This window comes from Hyphomonas sp. L-53-1-40 (assembly GCF_000682775.1).
Taxonomy (GTDB): Bacteria; Pseudomonadota; Alphaproteobacteria; order Caulobacterales; family Hyphomonadaceae; genus Hyphomonas.
On sequence record NZ_AWFI01000020.1, the window covers coordinates 40604 to 59141 of the forward strand.

22 protein-coding genes are annotated in these 18538 nt (G+C 58.9%); 12 read left to right on the forward strand and 10 right to left on the reverse strand.

The features are described 5' to 3' along the window. The first annotated feature begins 53 nt into the window (after nt 1-53). The 6 genes from L53_RS15135 to dapF all read left to right on the forward strand — a co-directional run bounded on the left by L53_RS15135 (nt 54) and on the right by dapF (nt 4107). Nucleotides 54-935 carry a CoA ester lyase gene (locus L53_RS15135; RefSeq protein ID WP_034817293.1) on the forward strand — a complete coding sequence of 294 codons (882 nt, stop codon included), beginning with the start codon at nt 54-56 and terminating at the stop codon, nt 933-935. Between the two features lie 53 nt (nt 936-988). Continuing rightward, the gene (locus L53_RS15140) at nt 989-1336 is read left to right on the forward strand and encodes an ArsC/Spx/MgsR family protein (RefSeq protein ID WP_034817294.1); all 348 of its coding nucleotides are present in this window, start codon (nt 989-991) and stop codon (nt 1334-1336) included. An 89-nt stretch (nt 1337-1425) separates the two neighbouring features. Further along, nucleotides 1426-1683 carry a hypothetical protein gene (locus tag L53_RS15145; RefSeq protein WP_034817295.1) on the forward strand — a complete coding sequence of 86 codons (258 nt, stop codon included), beginning with the start codon at nt 1426-1428 and terminating at the stop codon, nt 1681-1683. Nucleotides 1684-1723: 40 nt separating this feature from the next. Beyond that, a complete protein-coding gene (locus tag L53_RS15150; protein ID WP_034817297.1) occupies nt 1724-2776 on the forward strand; it encodes a MaoC family dehydratase in 1053 nt (350 codons plus the stop codon). A 40-nt stretch (nt 2777-2816) separates the two neighbouring features. Continuing rightward, nucleotides 2817-3233: a hypothetical protein gene (locus tag L53_RS15155; RefSeq protein ID WP_034817298.1), complete on the forward strand. Its 417-nt coding sequence runs from the start codon at nt 2817-2819 to the stop codon at nt 3231-3233. 64 nt (nt 3234-3297) lie between these two features. Next, the gene (dapF, locus tag L53_RS15160; protein ID WP_034817299.1) at nt 3298-4107 is read left to right on the forward strand and encodes a diaminopimelate epimerase; all 810 of its coding nucleotides are present in this window, start codon (nt 3298-3300) and stop codon (nt 4105-4107) included. On the opposite strand, the gene L53_RS17800 is transcribed toward dapF, so the two are convergent. Further along, a complete protein-coding gene (locus L53_RS17800) occupies nt 4031-4477 on the reverse strand; it encodes a GNAT family N-acetyltransferase (protein WP_084333522.1) in 447 nt (148 codons plus the stop codon). The genes dapF and L53_RS17800 overlap by 77 nt on opposite strands. Nucleotides 4478-4675: 198 nt before the next feature. Between L53_RS17800 and mtaB the strand changes: the two genes are divergently transcribed. Together mtaB and ftsY are read left to right on the forward strand one after the other, a co-directional pair. Further along, on the forward strand, nt 4676-5953 hold the full coding sequence (mtaB, locus tag L53_RS15165) for a tRNA (N(6)-L-threonylcarbamoyladenosine(37)-C(2))-methylthiotransferase MtaB (protein WP_034817300.1): 1278 nt from the start codon (nt 4676-4678) through the stop codon (nt 5951-5953). Next, nucleotides 5950-7338, forward strand: coding sequence for a signal recognition particle-docking protein FtsY (gene ftsY, locus L53_RS15170; protein ID WP_034817302.1), 1389 nt, complete (start codon nt 5950-5952; stop codon nt 7336-7338). The genes mtaB and ftsY overlap by 4 nt, the downstream gene beginning before the upstream one ends. Here the strand turns inward: ftsY and L53_RS15175 are convergent. From L53_RS15175 to L53_RS15185, 3 genes are all read right to left on the reverse strand, one after another. Further along, a complete protein-coding gene (locus L53_RS15175; protein ID WP_051608029.1) occupies nt 7329-7556 on the reverse strand; it encodes a helix-turn-helix transcriptional regulator in 228 nt (75 codons plus the stop codon). The genes ftsY and L53_RS15175 overlap by 10 nt on opposite strands. 6 nt (nt 7557-7562) lie before the next feature. Further along, nucleotides 7563-7970 carry a hypothetical protein gene (locus tag L53_RS15180; RefSeq protein WP_034817304.1) on the reverse strand — a complete coding sequence of 136 codons (408 nt, stop codon included), beginning with the start codon at nt 7968-7970 and terminating at the stop codon, nt 7563-7565. Nucleotides 7971-8052: 82 nt separating this feature from the next. Continuing rightward, complete coding sequence (locus L53_RS15185; RefSeq protein WP_034817306.1) at nt 8053-9789, reverse strand: amidohydrolase family protein; 1737 nt, start codon at nt 9787-9789, stop codon at nt 8053-8055. A 104-nt stretch (nt 9790-9893) separates the two neighbouring features. Between L53_RS15185 and L53_RS15190 the strand changes: the two genes are divergently transcribed. Then, complete coding sequence (locus L53_RS15190) at nt 9894-10754, forward strand: DMT family transporter (protein WP_034817307.1); 861 nt, start codon at nt 9894-9896, stop codon at nt 10752-10754. Nucleotides 10755-10864: 110 nt separating this feature from the next. Then, nucleotides 10865-11506 (forward strand): inner membrane-spanning protein YciB, encoded by a 642-nt coding sequence (locus L53_RS15195; RefSeq protein ID WP_034817309.1) that lies wholly within the window; start codon nt 10865-10867, stop codon nt 11504-11506. On the opposite strand, the gene L53_RS15200 is transcribed toward L53_RS15195, so the two are convergent. Beyond that, nucleotides 11503-12054 (reverse strand): NUDIX domain-containing protein, encoded by a 552-nt coding sequence (locus tag L53_RS15200; RefSeq protein WP_034817311.1) that lies wholly within the window; start codon nt 12052-12054, stop codon nt 11503-11505. The genes L53_RS15195 and L53_RS15200 overlap by 4 nt on opposite strands. A gap of 127 nt (nt 12055-12181) precedes the next feature. Between L53_RS15200 and L53_RS15205 the strand changes: the two genes are divergently transcribed. Further along, nucleotides 12182-12913 (forward strand): MarR family winged helix-turn-helix transcriptional regulator, encoded by a 732-nt coding sequence (locus L53_RS15205; protein WP_051608030.1) that lies wholly within the window; start codon nt 12182-12184, stop codon nt 12911-12913. A gap of 16 nt (nt 12914-12929) precedes the next feature. On the opposite strand, the gene L53_RS15210 is transcribed toward L53_RS15205, so the two are convergent. From L53_RS15210 to ccmA, 5 genes are read right to left on the reverse strand one after another with little or no spacing between them, the layout of a single operon-like run. Further along, nucleotides 12930-13454 carry a redoxin family protein gene (locus L53_RS15210; RefSeq protein ID WP_034817314.1) on the reverse strand — a complete coding sequence of 175 codons (525 nt, stop codon included), beginning with the start codon at nt 13452-13454 and terminating at the stop codon, nt 12930-12932. After that, the gene (locus L53_RS17075; protein WP_156947950.1) at nt 13451-13615 is read right to left on the reverse strand and encodes a heme exporter protein CcmD; all 165 of its coding nucleotides are present in this window, start codon (nt 13613-13615) and stop codon (nt 13451-13453) included. Before L53_RS17075 ends, L53_RS15210 begins: the two co-directional genes overlap by 4 nt. A gap of 4 nt (nt 13616-13619) precedes the next feature. Further along, on the reverse strand, nt 13620-14351 hold the full coding sequence (gene ccmC / locus L53_RS15215) for a heme ABC transporter permease CcmC (protein WP_034817318.1): 732 nt from the start codon (nt 14349-14351) through the stop codon (nt 13620-13622). Between the two features lie 21 nt (nt 14352-14372). Next, nucleotides 14373-15038, reverse strand: coding sequence for a heme exporter protein CcmB (gene ccmB, locus L53_RS15220; protein WP_051608031.1), 666 nt, complete (start codon nt 15036-15038; stop codon nt 14373-14375). After that, nucleotides 15035-15613 carry a heme ABC exporter ATP-binding protein CcmA gene (gene ccmA / locus L53_RS15225; protein ID WP_034817319.1) on the reverse strand — a complete coding sequence of 193 codons (579 nt, stop codon included), beginning with the start codon at nt 15611-15613 and terminating at the stop codon, nt 15035-15037. The genes ccmB and ccmA overlap by 4 nt, the downstream gene beginning before the upstream one ends. Nucleotides 15614-15731: 118 nt before the next feature. On the opposite strand from ccmA, the gene acnA reads away from it, so the two are divergent. Then, nucleotides 15732-18419, forward strand: coding sequence for an aconitate hydratase AcnA (gene acnA / locus L53_RS15230; RefSeq protein ID WP_034817321.1), 2688 nt, complete (start codon nt 15732-15734; stop codon nt 18417-18419). The last annotated feature ends 119 nt before the right edge of the window (nt 18420-18538 follow it).

The window sequence follows — 18538 nt, forward strand, 5'->3', positions numbered from 1 at the left end:
TCGGCTCGCAATCACGCATCAAATGGACAGTTCAGGTCAAGGAGTTGTCACATATGTCCCACGTCCACCGTCCCCGCCGATCCTGCCTCTACATGCCCGGCGCCAATGAGCGCGCCTTGGAAAAGGCGAAAACGCTACCCGCGGACACGGTCATCATGGACCTGGAAGATGCCGTGGCGCCGGAAGCCAAGGAGACCGCGCGTGATACGATCCGCGCGGCCGTGACCGCAGGGGGTTATGGCCACCGTGAAATCGTGGTCCGGATGAACGGGCTGGATACCGAATGGGGCCAAGCCGACCTCAAGATGGCGGTTGAAGCGGGCGCACATGCGCTGCTTGCACCCAAAGTGATTGATGGCAGCGACATTGATCGTCTCGACGACGCGATGAGCCGCGCCGGCGCCCCGGCCGAGATGGGGCTTTGGGTGATGATCGAGATGCCCAAGGCGATCCTGAACATCCAGGACATTGCCGAAGCCGTTGGCCGCACCCGTATGACGACGTTCGTGATGGGAACGAACGATCTCGCCAAGGAATACCGCGCGCGGATGACGCCGGACCGGCTGGCTTTCCAGACGGCTCTGGGCATTAGCATGGCTGCGGCCCGCGCCTACAACATCGTCGCGATTGATGGCGTCTACAATGACATCAAGAACGAGCAGGGCCTGATCGACGAGTGTGAACAGGGGCGTGACCTCGGCTTCGACGGCAAGACGCTGATCCATCCCTCACAGCTCGACACGGCCAACCGCGTCTTCGCGCCGAGCCCGCATGATGTGGAACATGCACAGGCCGTGATCGAAGCGTTCGCAGACCCTCAGAATGCCGGCAAGGGCGTGTTGAAGGTAAACGGCAAGATGACCGAATTGCTCCATCTCGACGAAGCCCGCCGGACGGTCGCCATGGATGAAGCCATCCGGGCTTTTGAGAGCTGATCCTCAATGCTCTCGGGCATTCATATGGTAAACCAACACATTCAGGAATACGCATGACCTACACTCTCCTTCACCATTCCGGCTGCAGCACGTCGCGCAAGGGGCTCGCCTTGTTGCAGGAGAACGGCGTCGAGCCGGAGGTCCGGAAATACATGAATGCTTCCGAGCAACTCAGCCTGGATGAGCTGAAGGACATCGCCAAAAAGATGGGTGCCAGTTCGCCGCGCGAGTTCTTGCGTGACAAGAATGCTGCCGAATTCGGCATCGATGCGACTTCGACAGATGACGAGATCTTCCAGGCGATGGCCGCCAATCCAAAGATCATCCAGCGCCCCATCGGCATTGTCGGCAAGCAGGCCGTGCTGGGCCGTCCGATCGAGAAACTGCTCGAGCTGAAATAGTATTACACGGCTGATATTGCGGGGAGATCGATGAAATTTCATCGATCTCTCACGCGAAGATTCAATATCTGCATGGCAAGGTTGTGGACATGATCGTGTTCATGACTCTTGCGGCGGTGTTGATCGCCTTTTCTGCATTTTGCACTCTTGGGGTGCCGTACATGTTGGCGGGACCACGCATGCTCGATGAGTTCTCCGAGAACCGTGAGCAGCAAATGATGGCTGGCCTGTTGGGGGCCGCGATCATCGCACTTTTCCTGCTGCCCTTCGTCTCACCCGCCTTGATTTCCTCGCCCAGTGACGGTCAGGTGCTGGCTGATCTGTATATGGGGCAAATCCAGGCCTGACGCCGGGAAGTCTTGCCCCTTTTTTTCATCTGAGGGGCGCATGACCAGCACATCGAAATCCAATCCCGGCCATTTCTTCGAAGATTTTTTCGTGGGCATGCCCCTCGCGCATGCGACGCCGCAGACGCTGACTGAAGGCGACATCGCCCTCTATCGCGCGCTGACCGGCGGCCGGTTTGTCCAGTATTCCTCATCTGAATTCGCCAAAGCCGCCGGCTATCCCGGCCTCACGATTGATCCGCTACACGCTTTCCATGTCGTGTTCGGCAAGTCCGTGCCGGATGTTTCGTTGAATGCGGTGGCAAACCTTGGCTATGCCGATGGTCGCTTCTCTCAACCCGTCCTGCCAGGCGATACGCTGAACACGGTTTCGGAAGTGATCGGCGTCAAAGAAAACTCCAATGGCAAGACCGGCGTCGTCTGGGTGCGCACGCGCGGCACCAATCAGCGCGGCGAAGAAGTCATGTCCTTTGTGCGCTGGGTCATGGTCAACAAGCGGGATGCCAACTCACCCGCGCCAGACGTGGTGATCCCCGACCTGCCGAAGAGTGTGCCCGGGGCCGAATTGTCCGGATTTGCTTCCATGGAGGCTTGGGACACATCCCTCGCCGGCAGCGAATACATGTTCGAAGACTATGCGGTTGGCGAGAAGATCAATCATGTCGACGGCATGACCGTGGAAGAGGCGGAGCACCAGATTGCGACACGCCTCTACCAGAACACCGCCAAGGTTCATTTCGATGCGCATGGCCAGAAATCCAGCCGGTTCGGCAAGCGCCTGATCTATGGCGGTGTGGTAATTTCCATCGCCCGGTCGCTGTCGTTCAACGGCCTCGCCAATGCGGGGCATGTGCTGGCGATCAATGCCGGCAGCCATGTCAGTCCGCTATTTGCCGGTGACACGATCTATGCGTGGAGCGAAGTGCTTGAGAAAGCTGAGCTGTCCGACAAGGTTGGCGCATTGCGCTTGCGCCTCGTGGCAGTGAAGGACCAGGACCCGGGCGTGTTCGCCTATAAGGGCGAGGACGGGAAGTATGCCGATGGTGTTCTGCTCGACTTCGACTATTGGGCCGCCATTCCATGCAAGCGGTAAGGCGCTTCTGTTTCGGCGCGCGCTCCCTATGTGATGCGGCATGAGCGGGTATGGGCCTTTCGATGATTTCACGCTGTTCGCCATCGCAATTGCGGTGGTGCTGTCGGCAATTGTCAGCCTGATCGGCACGTCCGCTCGCAAGCGGAATGTCGCGCTTGGCGAGGCGACCGTGGCCGATCTTGCGGAGATGACCGGTATCCGGGATCCCAAGAAGCTACAGGAAGCCTTTGGCCCGCCCGACATGGGCCGCGTCTGGCGCACGGTCACACTCTTTGATGTGCGGCGCTTCCGGCAACCTCAGGGATGGCTGATGTCGAGCGATATTGTCGACTATGCGTGTCTGGGCATTGTGGCGCTCGCCATCTTCGTGTCGCATCCCTTTGTCGGGGCGGGGCTGGTGGCAGCGCTGGTCATCCAGGTCGCTGGATGGATTGTGTCCTTCGGGCTGCCCAAATAGACGCGCGAAATATCTGACGAAGTTCCGCTTTTCGGGACGGGGGAAACCCTTTAAGGGCAGGCGAATGAAAGTCTGGAAGATGAATGGTGCTGGCAACGCGTTTGCCATATTCGACGCCCGCTCGACTGCGTTCGTGCCGAGCACCGTCCAGGTGCGCCAGATTGCCGAAGACCTAAAAGCCGATCAGATCATTGCGCTGGAGCGTGATGTCGCGCGCGACGTATTCATGCGCATCTGGAACGCCGATGGCAGCGAAGTCTTTGCCTGTGGCAACGCCTCCCGTTGTGTAGGCAAACTGTTACTGGCTGAAACCGGCAAGGATCGGGTGTCCATCCAGACCGAAGCGGATGTTCTGAAAGCATTTGCCGCAGAGGATGGCCAGATAACCGTCGACATGGGTTCGCCCCTGATGGGGTGGGAAGACATTCCGCTTTCCGAGAAAATGGACGTTCGCGGCGTTGATGTGAAAGTCGGACCGATCGACAATCCCTGGCTCTCCCGTCCGGCAGTGGTCTCGATGGGCAATCCGCACGCCGTGTTTTTCGTGAAGAATATCGACGATTACGACATTCCGGCCATCGGGCCGCTTGTTGAATGGCATCCGACCTTTCCTGAGGGGGTGAATGTCGGGTTCGCGCAGGTCATTGACCGGCAGAACATTCGCCTTCGCGTCTGGGAGCGGGGGGCCGGCCTGACCAAGGCGTGTGGCACCGGCGCGTGCGCGGCATTGGTTTGCGCGGCACGGGCAAAGCTCACCGACCGCCGCGCCAACCTCATTCTCGATGGTGGCACGCTCATCATCGACTGGCAGGAATCCGATGACCGGGTCTACATGACCGGGCCCGTGGAGCTGGAATTCGAGACCGAGATCTGAGGTCATCAAGTCTGACGCCAGACCATCCGCACATCAGGCATTTTCTCTTCGTTCCGGCGACCATCTGTGAATTCGACTTCCTGGAACCGGAACCGCGCATAAAACCTGCGTGCGGTAGTATTGCCTTGGAACGTCCAGAGTTGCAGGCTGCTGGAAGCGGCTTGGACCCGGCGAGCAATTCCGAACCGATACCGTCTCTCCACGCATCCGGAGCCACATAAAGATGGTTTAGCCAACCATGCGTGTATGCAGCGAACCCGGCTAATTGGTCCATATTATCAGCAACGATGACGGTTTGATCTGGCAATACCTGATTGCGGAAGAATTCGAGTTCTTCATCCGGGAAATGGATAACAGGCAACCAGGGCATGGCAGCTTCACGTGAGGCCCTGTGAAGCCTTGCGATTGCCCGCGCATCTGAAACGGACGCTACCCTGAACAGCAATGAAGGTTCTCCTCACAATCCAACAAAATTGTAGTCCACTTTTTGCGCTTGCTCGACCCTCTAACTGGTGGAACACCTTGATTCCCGTTCTGTTAGGCGCGATGTCCGCTGCAACACATCGCGATGACTGAGACCAAATCCCCTTCCAGCCCGCAGCTGATCACGCTCGGATGCCGCCTGAACACCTATGAATCCGAGGTGATGCGCGGGCATGCGACCGATGCTGGCCTGAATGATGCCGTGATCATCAATACATGTGCGGTCACGTCCGAGGCCGTCCGCAGCGCGCGCCAGACCATTCGGCGGGCAGCAAAGGACAATCCGGATGCACCGATCCTCGTGACGGGGTGTGCGGCGCAGATCGATCCGGACATGTTCGCAAAGATGCCGGAAGTCACGCGCGTCATCGGCAATCATGAAAAGATGCAGGCGGAAACCTGGCGGCCAGCCGAATTGCTGGGCGGACACGAAAAGGTCCGCGTGAATGACATCATGTCAGTGCGGGAAACCGCTGCACACCTGATTGATGGCATGGAAGGTCGCGCCCGCGCTTATGTCCAGGTCCAAAATGGATGTGACCATCGCTGCACGTTCTGCATTATTCCTTATGGCCGTGGGAATTCCCGGTCTGTCCCGGCAGGGGAGGTGGTCAATCAGGTTCGACGCCTCGTCGAGACCGGCCATTATGAAGTTGTGCTGACTGGCGTGGATTTGACCAGTTGGGGTGCTGATTTGCCCGGCGCGCCGGAACTCGGCAATCTTATCCAACGCATCTTGAAACTGGTGCCGGAGCTGAAGCAGTTACGCATTTCCTCCATCGACGCCATCGAGATAGATGATGCCTTGATGGAGACCATGGCGGAACCTCGACTTGCGCCTTTCATGCATCTGTCCCTTCAGCACGGAGACGATTTGATCCTGAAGCGAATGAAACGGCGGCATCTGCGCGCCGATGCTATCGCGCTGACAGACCGTCTCCGCGCTGTCCGACCTGACATTGCTTTTGGCGCGGACATCATTGCCGGTTTCCCGACTGAGACCGAAGCCCATTTTGAGAATTCGGCCCGGCTTGTGGAAGAGTGCGGCTTGTCTTTCCTGCACGTCTTTCCATATTCGCCCCGTCCCGGCACCCCGGCTGCGCGCATGCCGCAACTCGACAAGGCAATGGTGAAAGACCGCGCCGCGCGTCTGAGAGACGTCGGGGCGACCGCGTTGGAGCAGCATCTCAGAAAATATGACGGCCAGACCGTTGAGGCGCTGGTCGAGCGCGGGAACTCTGCACGTCTGCCGGACTTCACCCCTGTGCAGTTCGAGAGTGATCCGGGCGAAGCTGGACGCCCGGTACGCGCACGTATAGTCCGGCAGGATGGAAAACAGCTGATCGGAGCGCTGACCGCATGATCCTTTGGTTCGGAAAAAAGAAAAAAGAAGAAGAGCTGAAAGCGGCCGGCGCGGCGATGGAGTCGCCCGAGCTTTCTGCCGAAGAAATTGCTGCGCAAGAGGCAGAGGCCGCGCGCAAGGTTGCCGAACAGGAAGAGATCGAACGCAAGGTCGCTGAAGCCAACAAGGCGTGGGAAGAACGTCAGGCGCGGGAAGCTGAGGAAGCGGCCGCAGAAGCAAAGCGGCTGGATGAGGAAGTCCGTAGAGCTGATGAGGATCGTGCCGCCGCTCAGGCGCGTGCCGATGATGCGGAGGCCGCGCGTCTTGCGGAAGAAGCCGAACGTGTCCGCAAGGCCAAGGAAGAACGCGAAGCTGCCCAAGCCAAGGCCGCCGCTGAACTCAAACTGCTCGAAGATCGGCGCGAAGCCGAACGTATGCGCGCTGAGCGCGAAGCTGCTGCGCGGGCGGCCATGGAAGCGGAAGCCAACGATCCGGGGTTCGTGGCCAAGCTCGGATCTGGCCTGTCCCGGTCTTCGGCGCGATTGACCTCTGGCCTCGCGGTCTTCGGCCGGCGGAAACTTGATGATGAGACGCTTGAAGAACTCGAAGACCTTCTGATCACATCGGACCTGGGCGCAAAGGTTGCCATGCGCGTGACGGGTAATCTTGCCAAGGAGCGCTTTGACAAGGAAATCAGTGAAGACGAAATACGTCATGCGCTCGCGAATGAAATCACGGATGTTCTCAAGCCGCGCGAAAAGATCGTGGACTTCTCAGACGGTCCGCGTCCGCGCATTGTCCTGTTCGTCGGGGTCAACGGCTCCGGTAAAACGACCACAATCGGCAAGATCGCATCCAAGCTGACCGAACAGGGGGCAAAGGCGCTACTCGTTGCAGGCGACACGTTCCGGGCAGCGGCGATCGAGCAATTGACCGTCTGGGGCGACCGGGCCGGAATTCCGGTCATGTCCAAACCGACCGGCGCGGATGCGGCCGGACTTGTATACGAGGCGATGGAAAAGGCGAAGGCTGACGATCTTGACCTTGTGCTGGTCGACACCGCCGGGCGCCTGCAAAACAAGGCCGAGCTCATGGCCGAGCTGGAAAAAGTTGTCCGTGTTGTGCGCAAGCTCGACCCGAGCGCGCCCCATGATGTCATTCTCGTGCTGGATGCGACGGTGGGCCAGAATGCATTGTCACAGGTCGAGGCGTTCAAGAATACGGCGGGTGTGACCGGTCTTGTCATGACAAAGCTGGACGGAACAGCCAAGGGAGGTGTGCTCGTGGCCATTGCCGAAGCCTACGATTTGCCAATTCACTTCATCGGTATTGGTGAGAAGGCAGAGGACCTTCGTCCGTTCAGTGCGGAGGCCTTCTCAAAGGCATTGGTGGGTGTTCAGGACTGATCACCGGGTTCGCGCGGACATGGCTCCGGCTCATCATCGAAGATGTCCTCGATGCGGCGTTCGAAAAGACGGGCGATTGCAAAGGCCAGGGGTAGGGATGGATCGTACTTGCCTGTTTCGATGGCGTTGACGGATTGTCTGGATACATCCAGCCGGTCTGCCAGCACCGCCTGACTCCACCCCTTCTCGGCTCTGAGTGCGCGAATACTATTTTTCATCGCAGCTCAGACTGTCCGACCGATACAATGTTTCAGGCTTGCCAAGCCGAATGCAAAAAAGAACAAGGCGCCGAACCAGAAGACATCAATCGCTCCCACCACGTTGAAGATCTGCAAAAAGCCGATCAGGAATGCGATGCTGGCAGTCACCATGCCACCATCTCTCAGCGCCAGCAGCTGGTTCATTCGGGTATACTCGTCTGTTTCATCAGTCTGACGGCGAATAGCATACAAAGTTCCGACCACGGGCAAGGTCGCGGCCAGGGCGCCTGCCACATTCAACCAGGCGGGTGCTACCTCATCATCAATGAACAGTTTCGCGCCGATTATCACCGCCACATAGACAGCCATAAGCGGCCAAAAGAGATATTTGTATCGCCTGTTTGCTGCGCGGAAACCACGTGTGCTGGACATTGTCAGAGCTCCTGTGTGTGTCAAGTTACCATGACAATATGACAAGCGAGCTTTACAGTGTCAAGTAGCCTTTACAACAGCGCTATTCTGCTGCAATGGCCGATATCGCCGTTTGCTGTGGACCCCGTACCAGACGACCGGGCCGCGCGCCGGTTGGGTCGCCATCCCGATGGGTGATCCGGCCCTTCAGGATCGTGGCCGTATAGCCAGACGCCCTTTGCATCAGGCGACGCCCGCCAGCGGGCAAATCGTGGATCACCTCTGGCAGGTGCAGCGTCAACTTCGCCAGATCAATCACATTCAGGTCCGCCCGGTAGCCAGGCGCGATCAGGCCGCGATCATGCAAGCCGATCCATTCGGCTGTTGAACGAGCCTGGCGCCGTACGATATGCTCAATGGGAATACGCGGTCCGCGCGTACGGTCGCGGACCCAATGGGTCAGCATTGTCGTTGTGAATGACCCATCGCAGATCATGCCAACATGCGCTCCGCCGTCAGACAGACCCGGCAGTGTGGCCGGGCTGAGCATCATGTCATATGAGGGGTCGAGCGAGCCTGTCGCGTAGTTCAGAAATGGCAGGTAGAGCATGCCGCGCCCATCGCGTTCCAACATGAGGTCGAGCGCGGCCTCTTCGGGTGATACACTTCTCCGGGCAGCGATAGCCTCCAGCGTATGGTCCTGGGTCGGCTCGTAATTGACGGGTGCATTGAGCTGGAAAATCTTGCCGAAGCTGCGCAACATCACCTTCAAGAAGGGATTGTTCGTGTCGGGCGCGTCTGCGAGCAGGTGCTTTCGGAAATCTGTTGTACGCAGCAAATCGATCCGTTCCTCGAACGGCAGATGTGCGATTTCACGATAGACAGGGTAGGCGCTGAAGGGATTCAGCGTCAGCTCGAACCCCAGCAAGACGCCGACCGGTCGCGGCGCAACCTGAGCCCGCATTGGAAGACCGTCCTCGACGGCCTGTTCAATAGCCGTCAGCAATTGTCGCCAGCCATTCGGGGCGACATCGGCCTGGGCCAGAGACACCGACAAGGGCCGACCAGTTGCTTCAACAATCCGGCGAAGCATGGCTGCCTCTTTTTCCGGATCATCAAAATCCGACACGAATTGCAGCACGCCGCGCCCGGCGTCTGCCACGCCTTGCGCGATGCCTGTGAGTTCGGCTTCGCTTGCCGTGAGGGTGGGCGTAGGCTGACCGTCGCTGGTACGGTGGTTCAGTGTGCGGGAGGTCGAAAAACCGATCGCGCCTGCGCGGATAGCCTCGGTTGCCAAAGCCCGCATCTGGCGGATGTCGTCCTCAGTGGCCGGCTCCCGATTGGCGCCGCGTTCGCCCATCACATAGACCCGCAGGGCCGCATGAGGCAGCTGCGCACAGATGTCAGCGTCGAATTGTCCATTCGACAGGCTGTCGAGATAGTCGGGAAAGCTCTCCCAGTTCCAAGGCAGGCCTTCGGCCAAGACGGGGAAGGGGATGTCCTCAACGCCTTCCATCAGACGAATGAGTCGATCATGATCTTCTGGCTTGCACGGGGCGAATCCGACGCCGCAATTTCCCATCACCACTGTCGTGACTCCATGCAGGGAGGATGGGCTGATTGATCCGGTCCAGGTTGCCTGACCATCATAATGTGTGTGGACATCGACAAAGCCGGGCGTCACGATTTTTCCGCGCGCGTCGATTTCCTCGATGCCGCGGCCAGTTACTTTGCCAACTTCCGTAATCATTCCATTTGAAACGGCTACGTCACCGTCGAAGCTCTCGCCGCCCGTTCCGTCGATTATGGTCCCCCCGCGCAACACCAGTTCGTGCGTCATGATACATTCCCTCTCGCGTTTCTTGTTTGGCGCGAGTCAGGCCTTCAACGAGCCAAGAGTCAAATCCTTCCCACGCGTCAGCAAGTCGTGCATAGGTCGCCGCAATGTCGATGACGCTTCTGCCTGTGGTTCTGTGCCTTTTGTCTGCAGTAACGGTTGCCGCCACCAACATGTTCGTGAAGCGGGGCGGCGACGTCCTGACAGCGCGCATGGCGGTCGCGATCGTCATGGGGCTAAGCGTCCTGCCCTTTGCGCCCTTTGTTCCCACCCCGCCGAGAGAGACCTGGCCGCTCATTTGCGTTTCGGTCGTGGTTCACTGGATTTACCAGTTCTGTCTCGTACGAGCGCTACACAGGGGCGACTTGTCTCTGGTCTTCCCCGTGATGCGAGGCCTGGCGCCGCTCGCGACCGCCTGCTTTGCTGTCTTTGCGTTGCACGAGCATCTGACGGCACTCCAGATGGCCGGGCTGGCCGTGGCCAGCTTTGCCATCATTCTGTTCGCCTTGCCGACGGGAACGACAGCCTCAACGCGGCGGCTTGATCGGCACGCCCTGATCTGGGCCGTGCTCACTGCGCTGGGCGTTGGTCTTTATGCTGTGGCGGACACGCGCGCCGCTCGCGCTATGCCTAATCCGATGACTTTTGTGGTTTGGCTATTCCTGCTGGACTGGATCGGCGTAACCGTCGTCGCTTGCATGCAGCGCAGGGGACGTATACGCGCTGCCATTGCGAAACAATGGAAGGGAGGGCTCGCAGGTGGGATTTTGGGCACGTTCTCATATGCGCTCGCCATCTATGCCTACACACTGACAGATGCCGCCATTGTAACCGCCTTGCGGGAAACATCTGTCGTGTTCGCTGCGGCCCTTGGGGCTATATTTCTGAAGGAGGGATTCGGGTACAGACGAATATGTGCCGCAGCTTTGCTGGCCGCCGGGCTCCTCTCCATGCAAGTCGGGGCATAGCCTGTTTCAGATCGCTGCATCTGCGTTCGTGATTTATTAGGTCGACTATTGTCTGAGGGGGGCTACAGCTTGTGACCAATCCAGCAGCAGCCGAGACGCGTAGAGAAGTGATGACAGAGAAACAGAACACGGAAGGCTCAGTTGAGCTAAGCGATGCGACGGCCAAAGCTGGCAGCATCTGGACCGAACTCGGCCCGACGCTGGCGTTTATCGGTATCTACAACGTCATGTTGAGATTCCCGGAAGGCGAAGGGCTGTTCACCAAGGATACCGCCCTTTATTGGGCGACCGGCGTTCTCATCGTCTTCACCGCTTTTGTGATTGTCCAGAAATTGATCCGCGGCGAAAGAATTCCGCCATTCCTGATTGTATCATCCGCCTTGATTGGGGCGTTTGGTACAGCAGGAATCCTGCTTCAGTCGAAGCTGTTCCTGTTTATCAAGCCGACGATCATCAATCTGCTTTATGCAGGCGTGATCTTTGGCGGACTCGCTGTGGGACGGAATATCTGGAAAATGTTGTTTCACACCGTATTTGATCTGCCAGATCACGCCTGGAAAACCCTGGCCATTCGCTGGGGGCTCTATTTTGTTGCTATGGCAGCGTGGAACGAATTTCTCTGGCGTAACTTTTCCGAGGCGACGTGGGCGAACTGGAAGCTCGGCAACATCGTGATCGGTGTGGTATTTGCGCTGGCGAATACGCCGTATACGCTGAAGCATATGCGAAAGCCCGAGGACGCAGATACCTAGCGGGTCAATTGCTCGGTGCCGGGCGGATTTGAGAACGGCACGAATGCCGCGCGGTTTCGAACGCTGGAAAAATGGGTCAAGGCCCAGACGACGGTCGGAAAGGCAAGATTCGCCCACGGCAGGTCTTTCCAGTCAAACAGGGCGACTTCCTCACTCTCGGGCCCAGGCGAAATCTCCGACACCAACTCTGCTCTGAACATGACATGGACTTGCGCAATGCGGGGAACGGAGTAGACGGCAAGAACTTGACCCAGGCTGATATCGGCATTTGCCTCTTCCCGAGCCTCTCGTTTAGCGGCGTCTTCAACGGTCTCCCCAACCTCCATGAACCCGGCTGGAAGCGTCCAGAATCCCTTACGCGGATCAATCGCGCGCCTGCAAAGCAGGATTTTGTCACCTTTTGTCGCAACTGAAGCTGCAATAATTTTCGGATTTATGTAGTCTACGAACTGGCAATGTGAGCAAACACGGCGTATTCGGTCGTCGCCAGCAGGTATTTTCAGTTTGAAATCTTGAGAAAAGAAACCATTTGATAATTCCTCCGTCATCGAACCTTAAGCCTCTTGCTTGTATTGGGGTGAATGTTGATCCGCACACGGGTCGTATACTTAACAGACCAATAACCGGATTATCCATCGCGCCCAACGCCTAAATAAACACAGAAAGACTACCATCATGACCTACAATCTTAAAACCTCGCCGAGCCATCTGCTCCATCGTGCCCAGCAAATTGCCGCCAATGAATCGGCTTCTGCGCTTGCCGCAGCAGGTATCACCCTGCGCCAGTTCTCTGTCCTTGCCGCTCTCTCAGGCAATGATGGCGTCAGCCAGTCCGACCTCGTCAACGCAACCGGCATCGACCGTTCGACGCTGGCCGACATGGTCGCTCGTATGGAAAAGGCTGGCCTCATCAAGCGCGTCGCTTCCAAAACGGACAAGCGCGCCAAGGTCGTTTCGCTGATGGCGAAAGGCAAGAAAGCTTACGAGAAAGCTCTTCCAGCTGTTGAGAAGGCTGATGCGGCCATCTTCGAAGCCCTGCCGAAAACCAAGCAAGCCACGCTGGTATCCGGTCTGAAGGATATGGTTGCCGAGGCTGACAAGGCTGAAGCTGCTGTTGCGCCAAAGCCTGCTGCTCCCGCGCCGTCCGCAAAAGCTGCTCCGAAGCCGGCAGTGAAGAAAGCACCAGCTAAGAAGCCTGCTGCAAAGAAGGCTCCGGCTAAAAAGCCCGCCGCCAAGAAAGCTCCAGCTGCAAAAGCCGCTCCAAAGCCTGCGGTGAAAAAAGCGCCAGCCAAGAAAGCTGCGCCTAAAGCGAAAGCGAAAGCAGCACCGAAAGCGAAGCCAGCCACGACAACCAAGGCCGTCAAAAAGGCCCCGGTGAAGAAAGCTCGCAAAGCGACGAAAAAGTAAGGTTCCGGAAACGGATCTAATTCGGCGGGGCGCTTTTCAGCGCCTCGCCTATTTTTTTGACCGAATCTCCGTCCAGCGGACCCTGGACATGGTCAATGACCTCACCGTCAGCTGAGATAACGAAGGTTTCCGGCACACCGGTCAGGCCGAAATCGAGTCCTCCCTGACCGTCCGGATCAAGTGCAATCCGCGTGTAGGGATTGCCAAGCCGGTCCAGGAAGGCGAGGCCGTCGTCCAGTTTGTCCTTGTAGAGCACGCCGAATACTTGGTCTGGATATGCTGCGGACAGTTCGGAAATGTATTTGTGCTCGGCTTCACAGGGCGCGCACCAACTCGCGAACAGGTTTACGGCAATAGCGCCGCCGGTCGGCGAGGGGGCGAAGCTGAGGGGTTCCGAATCGAGGGTTGGGAATGTCGTGTCGGGCGCGCTGCGCAAATTGCGCTTGAAGTCGCCTTTTTCGGGATTAATCAATTGTCCGGCCGCAATCACACCGAAAGCGACGAGCGCCCCGACCGGAACAATTGCGAGCCAGCGCTTCATCCGCGTTTGTGATCCCGAACGCGCGCTTCGATACGGATCAATTCAGTCTTGGCCGCGCGGGCCTTCAGCCAGACACTCGCCATCGCGCCGCCGATGAGGACGAGCCCAACGGAATAGCTCGCCCAGATGAATGCGGCATTGGAATCAAAATCTGGCAGCATGGGATCAGTCTCCTGTCATCAGGCGAGCCCGAGACTGGGCAGCGCGTCTGGTCCATATTTCGGCCCGCATCAGCGTCATGACAAGGGCGGCAAACAGTAGCGAATGGCCAACTGAGCTGATCAGCAGCGGCCAGAGATAGACGGCGGCCATTTTCGGGCCTTCCGTCGTGATGACGCTGGCGTCCTGATGAAGAGATGTGAAGAGGTCCACAGAAAACTTGATCAGTGGCACGTTCAGTGCGCCCACCATGGCAAGGATCGCGCCAGCGCGCGCGGCCTTTTGGCGCGTATCCATGGCAGCGCGCAGGGCGATGTAGCCGAGGAAAAGGAAAAACATGAAAAGGACAGACATCATCCGGGCGTCGTCCCATTGCCACCATGTGCCCCAAGTCGGCTTTCCCCAGATCGCGCCCGTGGCAAGGCAAAGTGCTGTCCATGTCGCGCCGAGCGGGGCGATCGCCTTGGCGGCAATGTCGGCAACCTCGTGGCGCCAGATAAACCAGACGAAACTCATTACGGCCATGCCCAGATAGCTGGCCATTGCAAGCCATGCGGCCGGGACATGAATGAACATGACCCGCATGATGTCGCCGCCTTGATAGTCATCCTTCGGGACCATCCAGAGGCCTTGCCAGAGCCCCCATGCAATCAACAGTGCTGCGGCCGCATAGAACAGGGGCGCGAGCCAGCTGGACAGCATCAGGAAACGGTGCGGATTAGCGAACCAGGAAAACATCGCGTTTGGAATACCCTTCCCTCAGTCTGCCGCCAAGCGCAGGGCTGCACCCATGGCGAATGGTGCGACAGCCAGCGCAAACAGCGTAGAGGCGGCGAGAAATAATGGGGCGGCGGCGCTGCTTGGGCCGTCTCCCATGGCGAGGGCGCCAAATATGGCGGTTGGAACATAGAGGGGCAGGGCGATGAGGCTGATCAGCAGTCCGCCTCGGCGTACGGTCGCGGCGAGCGCGGCGCTCACGCCGCCCCAGAAATAGAAGGCCAACCCACCAAACGCATAGTACAGCATGTTCTCAAGCAATGCGCCGCCAATCTGGGCCTGGAACATCAGGAGCAGGAAGGGGGACAGCAGAGCGAGGGGCAGGCCGGCGGTCAGCCAGTGCGCAAGTGTCTTTGCTGCGGCAATGGACGCGGCGGGTGCACCGGTCTGCAGCCAGAGATCCAGCGACCCGTCTTCGGCGTCCGCCTGAAAGATGCGTTCGAGCGTCACGAGGCTGGAAAGCGCCAGCGAGACCCACAGAATACCGGGGCCAATGGTGCGCAGGGTTTCCGGATCGGTTCCGACACCCAGTGGCACGAGAACTGCGGCGCCTGCGAAGAAGCCCACCGGCAGCAGCGCGCCCGCGCCGCCCGCCCAGGCTTCGCCCAGCGCTTGCCGGAAGGCGGAGAGGATGGGTGCGGGGGTCAAATATCCACCTGCATATCAATTTCAAACTCAGCGTCGCCGTGAATGGCTGCAATAATCCCGCCACCCTGTTCGCGATGGGCGGCGATCATGTCGAGCAAAAGTGTCTTTCCGTGACCATCGAGTGCGGTTAGCGGCTCGTCCAGCAGCCAGACCGGGCGGTTTTCCAGATGCAGACGCGCAAGGGCAGTCCGCTGGCGCTGTCCGGCAGACAGATGCTTGGCGGGCACATCTGACGGACGCGAAAGCTCCATTTTGTCCAGGAGAGGCTCGATGGCTGTTGTGGATTGTCCCCATGCGCGTGCCCAGAGGGTCAAATGCCCCCGCGGCGTTTCATGCGGTTTCAGCCCGTCGCGGTGGGCAATCCAATGGTGTGGCGCGGCGCGAACGACGGACCCTGTCTCGGGCTGCGTCAAACCCGCCAGGATTCGCAGCAGGGTCGTCTTTCCAGCGCCATTTTGCCCGCGCAGGAGAATTGCTTCACCGGGCCCGAGAGTCAGCGACACGCCCCGGAACAGGAGGCGTTCGCCGCGGATCATGCCGATATCGGCTGCGGAAAGGAGGGCGCTGGCGCTCATATGTCCCGTTTAGACCCTTTGTCCCAATTGCCTCAATGCACTAGGGCCTATATGAGACAGACCAGCGCGGCGGCTCATCGCCGCAGATCGATAATTTCAGACGCGAGGTTCCCTCCCCATGCCGTCCCTCGACAGCTTCAAGTCAAAACGCACACTCACCGTCGGTAGCAAGACCTACACGTATTTCTCGCTGTCCGCAGCCGCAGAAAACGGTCTTGGCGACGTTTCCCGCCTGCCTGCGTCCCTCAAGGTCCTGCTTGAGAACATGTTGCGCCATGAGGACGGCAAGACCGTCACCAAGGACGACATTCTCGCATTCAAATCCTGGCTTGAGAACAAGGGCGGTGTCAGCCACGAGATCGCCTACCGTCCGGCTCGCGTGCTGATGCAGGACTTCACCGGGGTCCCGGCTGTGGTTGACCTTGCAGCCATGCGCGATGCCGCGCAGAAGCTCGGCGCGTCAGCAGACGCGATCAACCCGCAAGTCCCGGTCGACCTTGTCATCGACCACTCGGTCATGGTCGACAGCTTTGGCGGAGAGAACAGCTTCGAAAAGAACGTCGAAATCGAATACCAGCGCAACCAGGAACGGTATGAGTTCCTGCGTTGGGGCTCCACGGCGTTCAAGAATTTCCGCGTTGTGCCACCGGGCACCGGCATCTGCCACCAGGTGAACCTCGAATATCTAGGTCAGACGGTCTGGACGAAGGATGAAGACGGCGAAACCGTTGCCTATCCTGACACCTGCGTCGGCACCGACTCGCACACGACCATGATCAACGGCCTCGCCGTGCTCGGTTGGGGCGTTGGCGGCATTGAAGCCGAAGCAGCCATGCTGGGTCAGCCGGTCTCCATGCTGATCCCGGAAGTCATCGGCTTCCGTCTTGACGGCAAGATGGCAGAAGGCGCGACCGCGACCGACCTCGTGCTGACAGTTGTGCAAATGCTGCGCGCCAAGGGCGTCGTCGGCAAATTCGTCGAATTCTACGGCCCGGGCCTGTCGAACCTGACCCTCGAAGACCAGGCGACGATCTCCAACATGGCGCCGGAATATGGTGCGACCTGTGGCTTCTTCCCGGTTGATGAAGACACCGTCAAATACCTCACCAATACCGGCCGTGACGCCGAGCGTGTTGCCCTCGTCGAGGCCTATGCCAAGGCACAGGGCTACTGGCGTCCGGAACAGGCTGAGCCGATCTTCACTGATACGCTGGAACTTGACCTTGGCGCAGTCGTGCCGTCGATCTCCGGACCAAAGCGTCCGCAAGACCGCGTCCTGCTGTCCGAAGGCGACACCGCCTTTGCCGAAGCCATGGCGAAGGAATTCAGCAAGGCAGCCGATGCCGCTGAACCAATCGTGGTCGAAGGCAAGGACTACACCGTCACGCATGGCGACGTGTTCATCGCGGCGATTACATCTTGTACGAATACGTCCAACCCGTCCGTTCTCATTGCTGCTGGCCTTGTGGCCAAGAAAGCGCGCGAATTGGGCCTGAACCGCAAGCCCTGGGTGAAGACATCCCTTGCGCCGGGCTCGCAGGTTGTCACGGACTATCTCGACAAGGCAGGCCTGTCCGACGAACTCGACGCGCTCGGCTTCAACCTGGTCGGATATGGTTGCACGACCTGTATCGGTAACTCTGGTCCACTTGAAGCCCCGCTCGCGAAAGCGATCGCCGATGACGATCTCGTGTCCTGTTCGGTGCTTTCAGGTAACCGGAACTTTGAAGGCCGGATCGGCCCGGATATCAAGGCCAACTATCTCGCCTCTCCACCGCTGGTCGTCGCCTATGCCATCGCAGGCTCGCTGCGTGTGAACCTGACCACGGATCCGCTGGGCAAGGACAAGAACGGCAATGACGTCTTCCTGAAAGACATCTGGCCAACCTCGCATGAGATTGCCGAGATCATGTCGAAAGCCGTGACGCCGCAGATGTTTGCCGAGCGCTATTCCGACGTCTTCAAGGGCGACGAGCACTGGCAGGGCATCGAAGTGTCCGGTGGCCAGACCTATAGCTGGCCCCCAGCCTCCACCTATGTTCAGAACCCGCCTTACTTTGAAGGCATGGGTCTGGATATCGACGCGCCGGCGGACGTCGAGAATGCGCGCGTCCTGGCACTGTTTGGTGATTCCATCACGACCGATCACATCTCTCCGGCCGGATCGATCAAGGCATCCAGCCCGGCTGGTGTGTACTTGCAGGAACACCAGGTATCTCCGCTGGACTTCAACTCCTACGGCTCGCGCCGCGGCAACCATGAAGTCATGATGCGCGGTACATTCGCTAACATCCGTATCAAGAACCAGATGGTCCCTGGGGTCGAAGGTGGCGTGACAGTTCACTACCCGGATGGTGAGCAGATGCCGATCTATGATGCGGCCATGAAGTATGAAGCCGAAGGCACGCCGCTGGTTGTGTTTGCTGGCGACCTCTACGGCAACGGGTCGTCCCGTGACTGGGCGGCCAAGGGTACGGTCCTACTGGGCGTTCGCGCCGTCATCGCGGGCAGTTTTGAGCGCATCCACCGGTCAAACCTGATCGGCATGGGTGTTCTGCCACTCGAATTTGCTGATGGGGAGAGTGCCGCATCGCTTGGCCTGACGGGCAAAGAGCAGGTGACCATCAAGGGAATCGATTCAATCAAGCCGCGCCAGACGCTCGCTGTGGAGATCACACGCGAAGACGGTACGAGCTTCACCGCCAATACGACGGTCCGCATCGATACCGAGAACGAACTCGACTATTACCGCAATGGCGGCATCCTGCACTATGTGCTGCGGAACCTCGCCCGCGCAGCAGCCTGAGCGGTTCGCGATTTCTGATCAGAGAGCCCCTGCAGCGTGCTGTGGGGGCTTTTTTGCAGCCCTCACATCCCTGTGACTGTCACGGGAGCGGAGTTGGCTCTATAAACTGGGACTGAAAT

Excerpts from the sequence above, each read along its gene's own strand:
- L53_RS15205 (WP_051608030.1), top strand. The coding sequence starts at position 12,182 with ATGACCTACAATCTTAAAACCTCGCCGAGCCATCTGCTCCATCGTGCC.
- acnA (WP_034817321.1), top strand. The coding sequence starts at position 15,732 with ATGCCGTCCCTCGACAGCTTCAAGTCAAAACGCACACTCACCGTCGGT.
- ccmA (WP_034817319.1), bottom strand. The coding sequence starts at position 15,613 with ATGAGCGCCAGCGCCCTCCTTTCCGCAGCCGATATCGGCATGATCCGC.
- L53_RS15155 (WP_034817298.1), top strand. The coding sequence starts at position 2,817 with ATGAGCGGGTATGGGCCTTTCGATGATTTCACGCTGTTCGCCATCGCA.
- L53_RS15175 (WP_051608029.1), bottom strand. The coding sequence starts at position 7,556 with ATGAAAAATAGTATTCGCGCACTCAGAGCCGAGAAGGGGTGGAGTCAG.
- ccmC (WP_034817318.1), bottom strand. The coding sequence starts at position 14,351 with ATGTTTTCCTGGTTCGCTAATCCGCACCGTTTCCTGATGCTGTCCAGC.
- mtaB (WP_034817300.1), top strand. The coding sequence starts at position 4,676 with ATGACTGAGACCAAATCCCCTTCCAGCCCGCAGCTGATCACGCTCGGA.
- L53_RS15180 (WP_034817304.1), bottom strand. The coding sequence starts at position 7,970 with ATGTCCAGCACACGTGGTTTCCGCGCAGCAAACAGGCGATACAAATAT.
- L53_RS15145 (WP_034817295.1), top strand. The coding sequence starts at position 1,426 with ATGATCGTGTTCATGACTCTTGCGGCGGTGTTGATCGCCTTTTCTGCA.
- L53_RS15195 (WP_034817309.1), top strand. The coding sequence starts at position 10,865 with ATGACAGAGAAACAGAACACGGAAGGCTCAGTTGAGCTAAGCGATGCG.
- L53_RS15200 (WP_034817311.1), bottom strand. The coding sequence starts at position 12,054 with ATGACGGAGGAATTATCAAATGGTTTCTTTTCTCAAGATTTCAAACTG.
- L53_RS15185 (WP_034817306.1), bottom strand. The coding sequence starts at position 9,789 with ATGACGCACGAACTGGTGTTGCGCGGGGGGACCATAATCGACGGAACG.
- L53_RS15135 (WP_034817293.1), top strand. The coding sequence starts at position 54 with ATGTCCCACGTCCACCGTCCCCGCCGATCCTGCCTCTACATGCCCGGC.
- L53_RS17800 (WP_084333522.1), bottom strand. The coding sequence starts at position 4,477 with ATGCCCTGGTTGCCTGTTATCCATTTCCCGGATGAAGAACTCGAATTC.
- ftsY (WP_034817302.1), top strand. The coding sequence starts at position 5,950 with ATGATCCTTTGGTTCGGAAAAAAGAAAAAAGAAGAAGAGCTGAAAGCG.
- L53_RS15210 (WP_034817314.1), bottom strand. The coding sequence starts at position 13,454 with ATGAAGCGCTGGCTCGCAATTGTTCCGGTCGGGGCGCTCGTCGCTTTC.
- L53_RS17075 (WP_156947950.1), bottom strand. The coding sequence starts at position 13,615 with ATGCTGCCAGATTTTGATTCCAATGCCGCATTCATCTGGGCGAGCTAT.
- L53_RS15140 (WP_034817294.1), top strand. The coding sequence starts at position 989 with ATGACCTACACTCTCCTTCACCATTCCGGCTGCAGCACGTCGCGCAAG.
- L53_RS15150 (WP_034817297.1), top strand. The coding sequence starts at position 1,724 with ATGACCAGCACATCGAAATCCAATCCCGGCCATTTCTTCGAAGATTTT.
- L53_RS15190 (WP_034817307.1), top strand. The coding sequence starts at position 9,894 with ATGTCGATGACGCTTCTGCCTGTGGTTCTGTGCCTTTTGTCTGCAGTA.
- dapF (WP_034817299.1), top strand. The coding sequence starts at position 3,298 with ATGAAAGTCTGGAAGATGAATGGTGCTGGCAACGCGTTTGCCATATTC.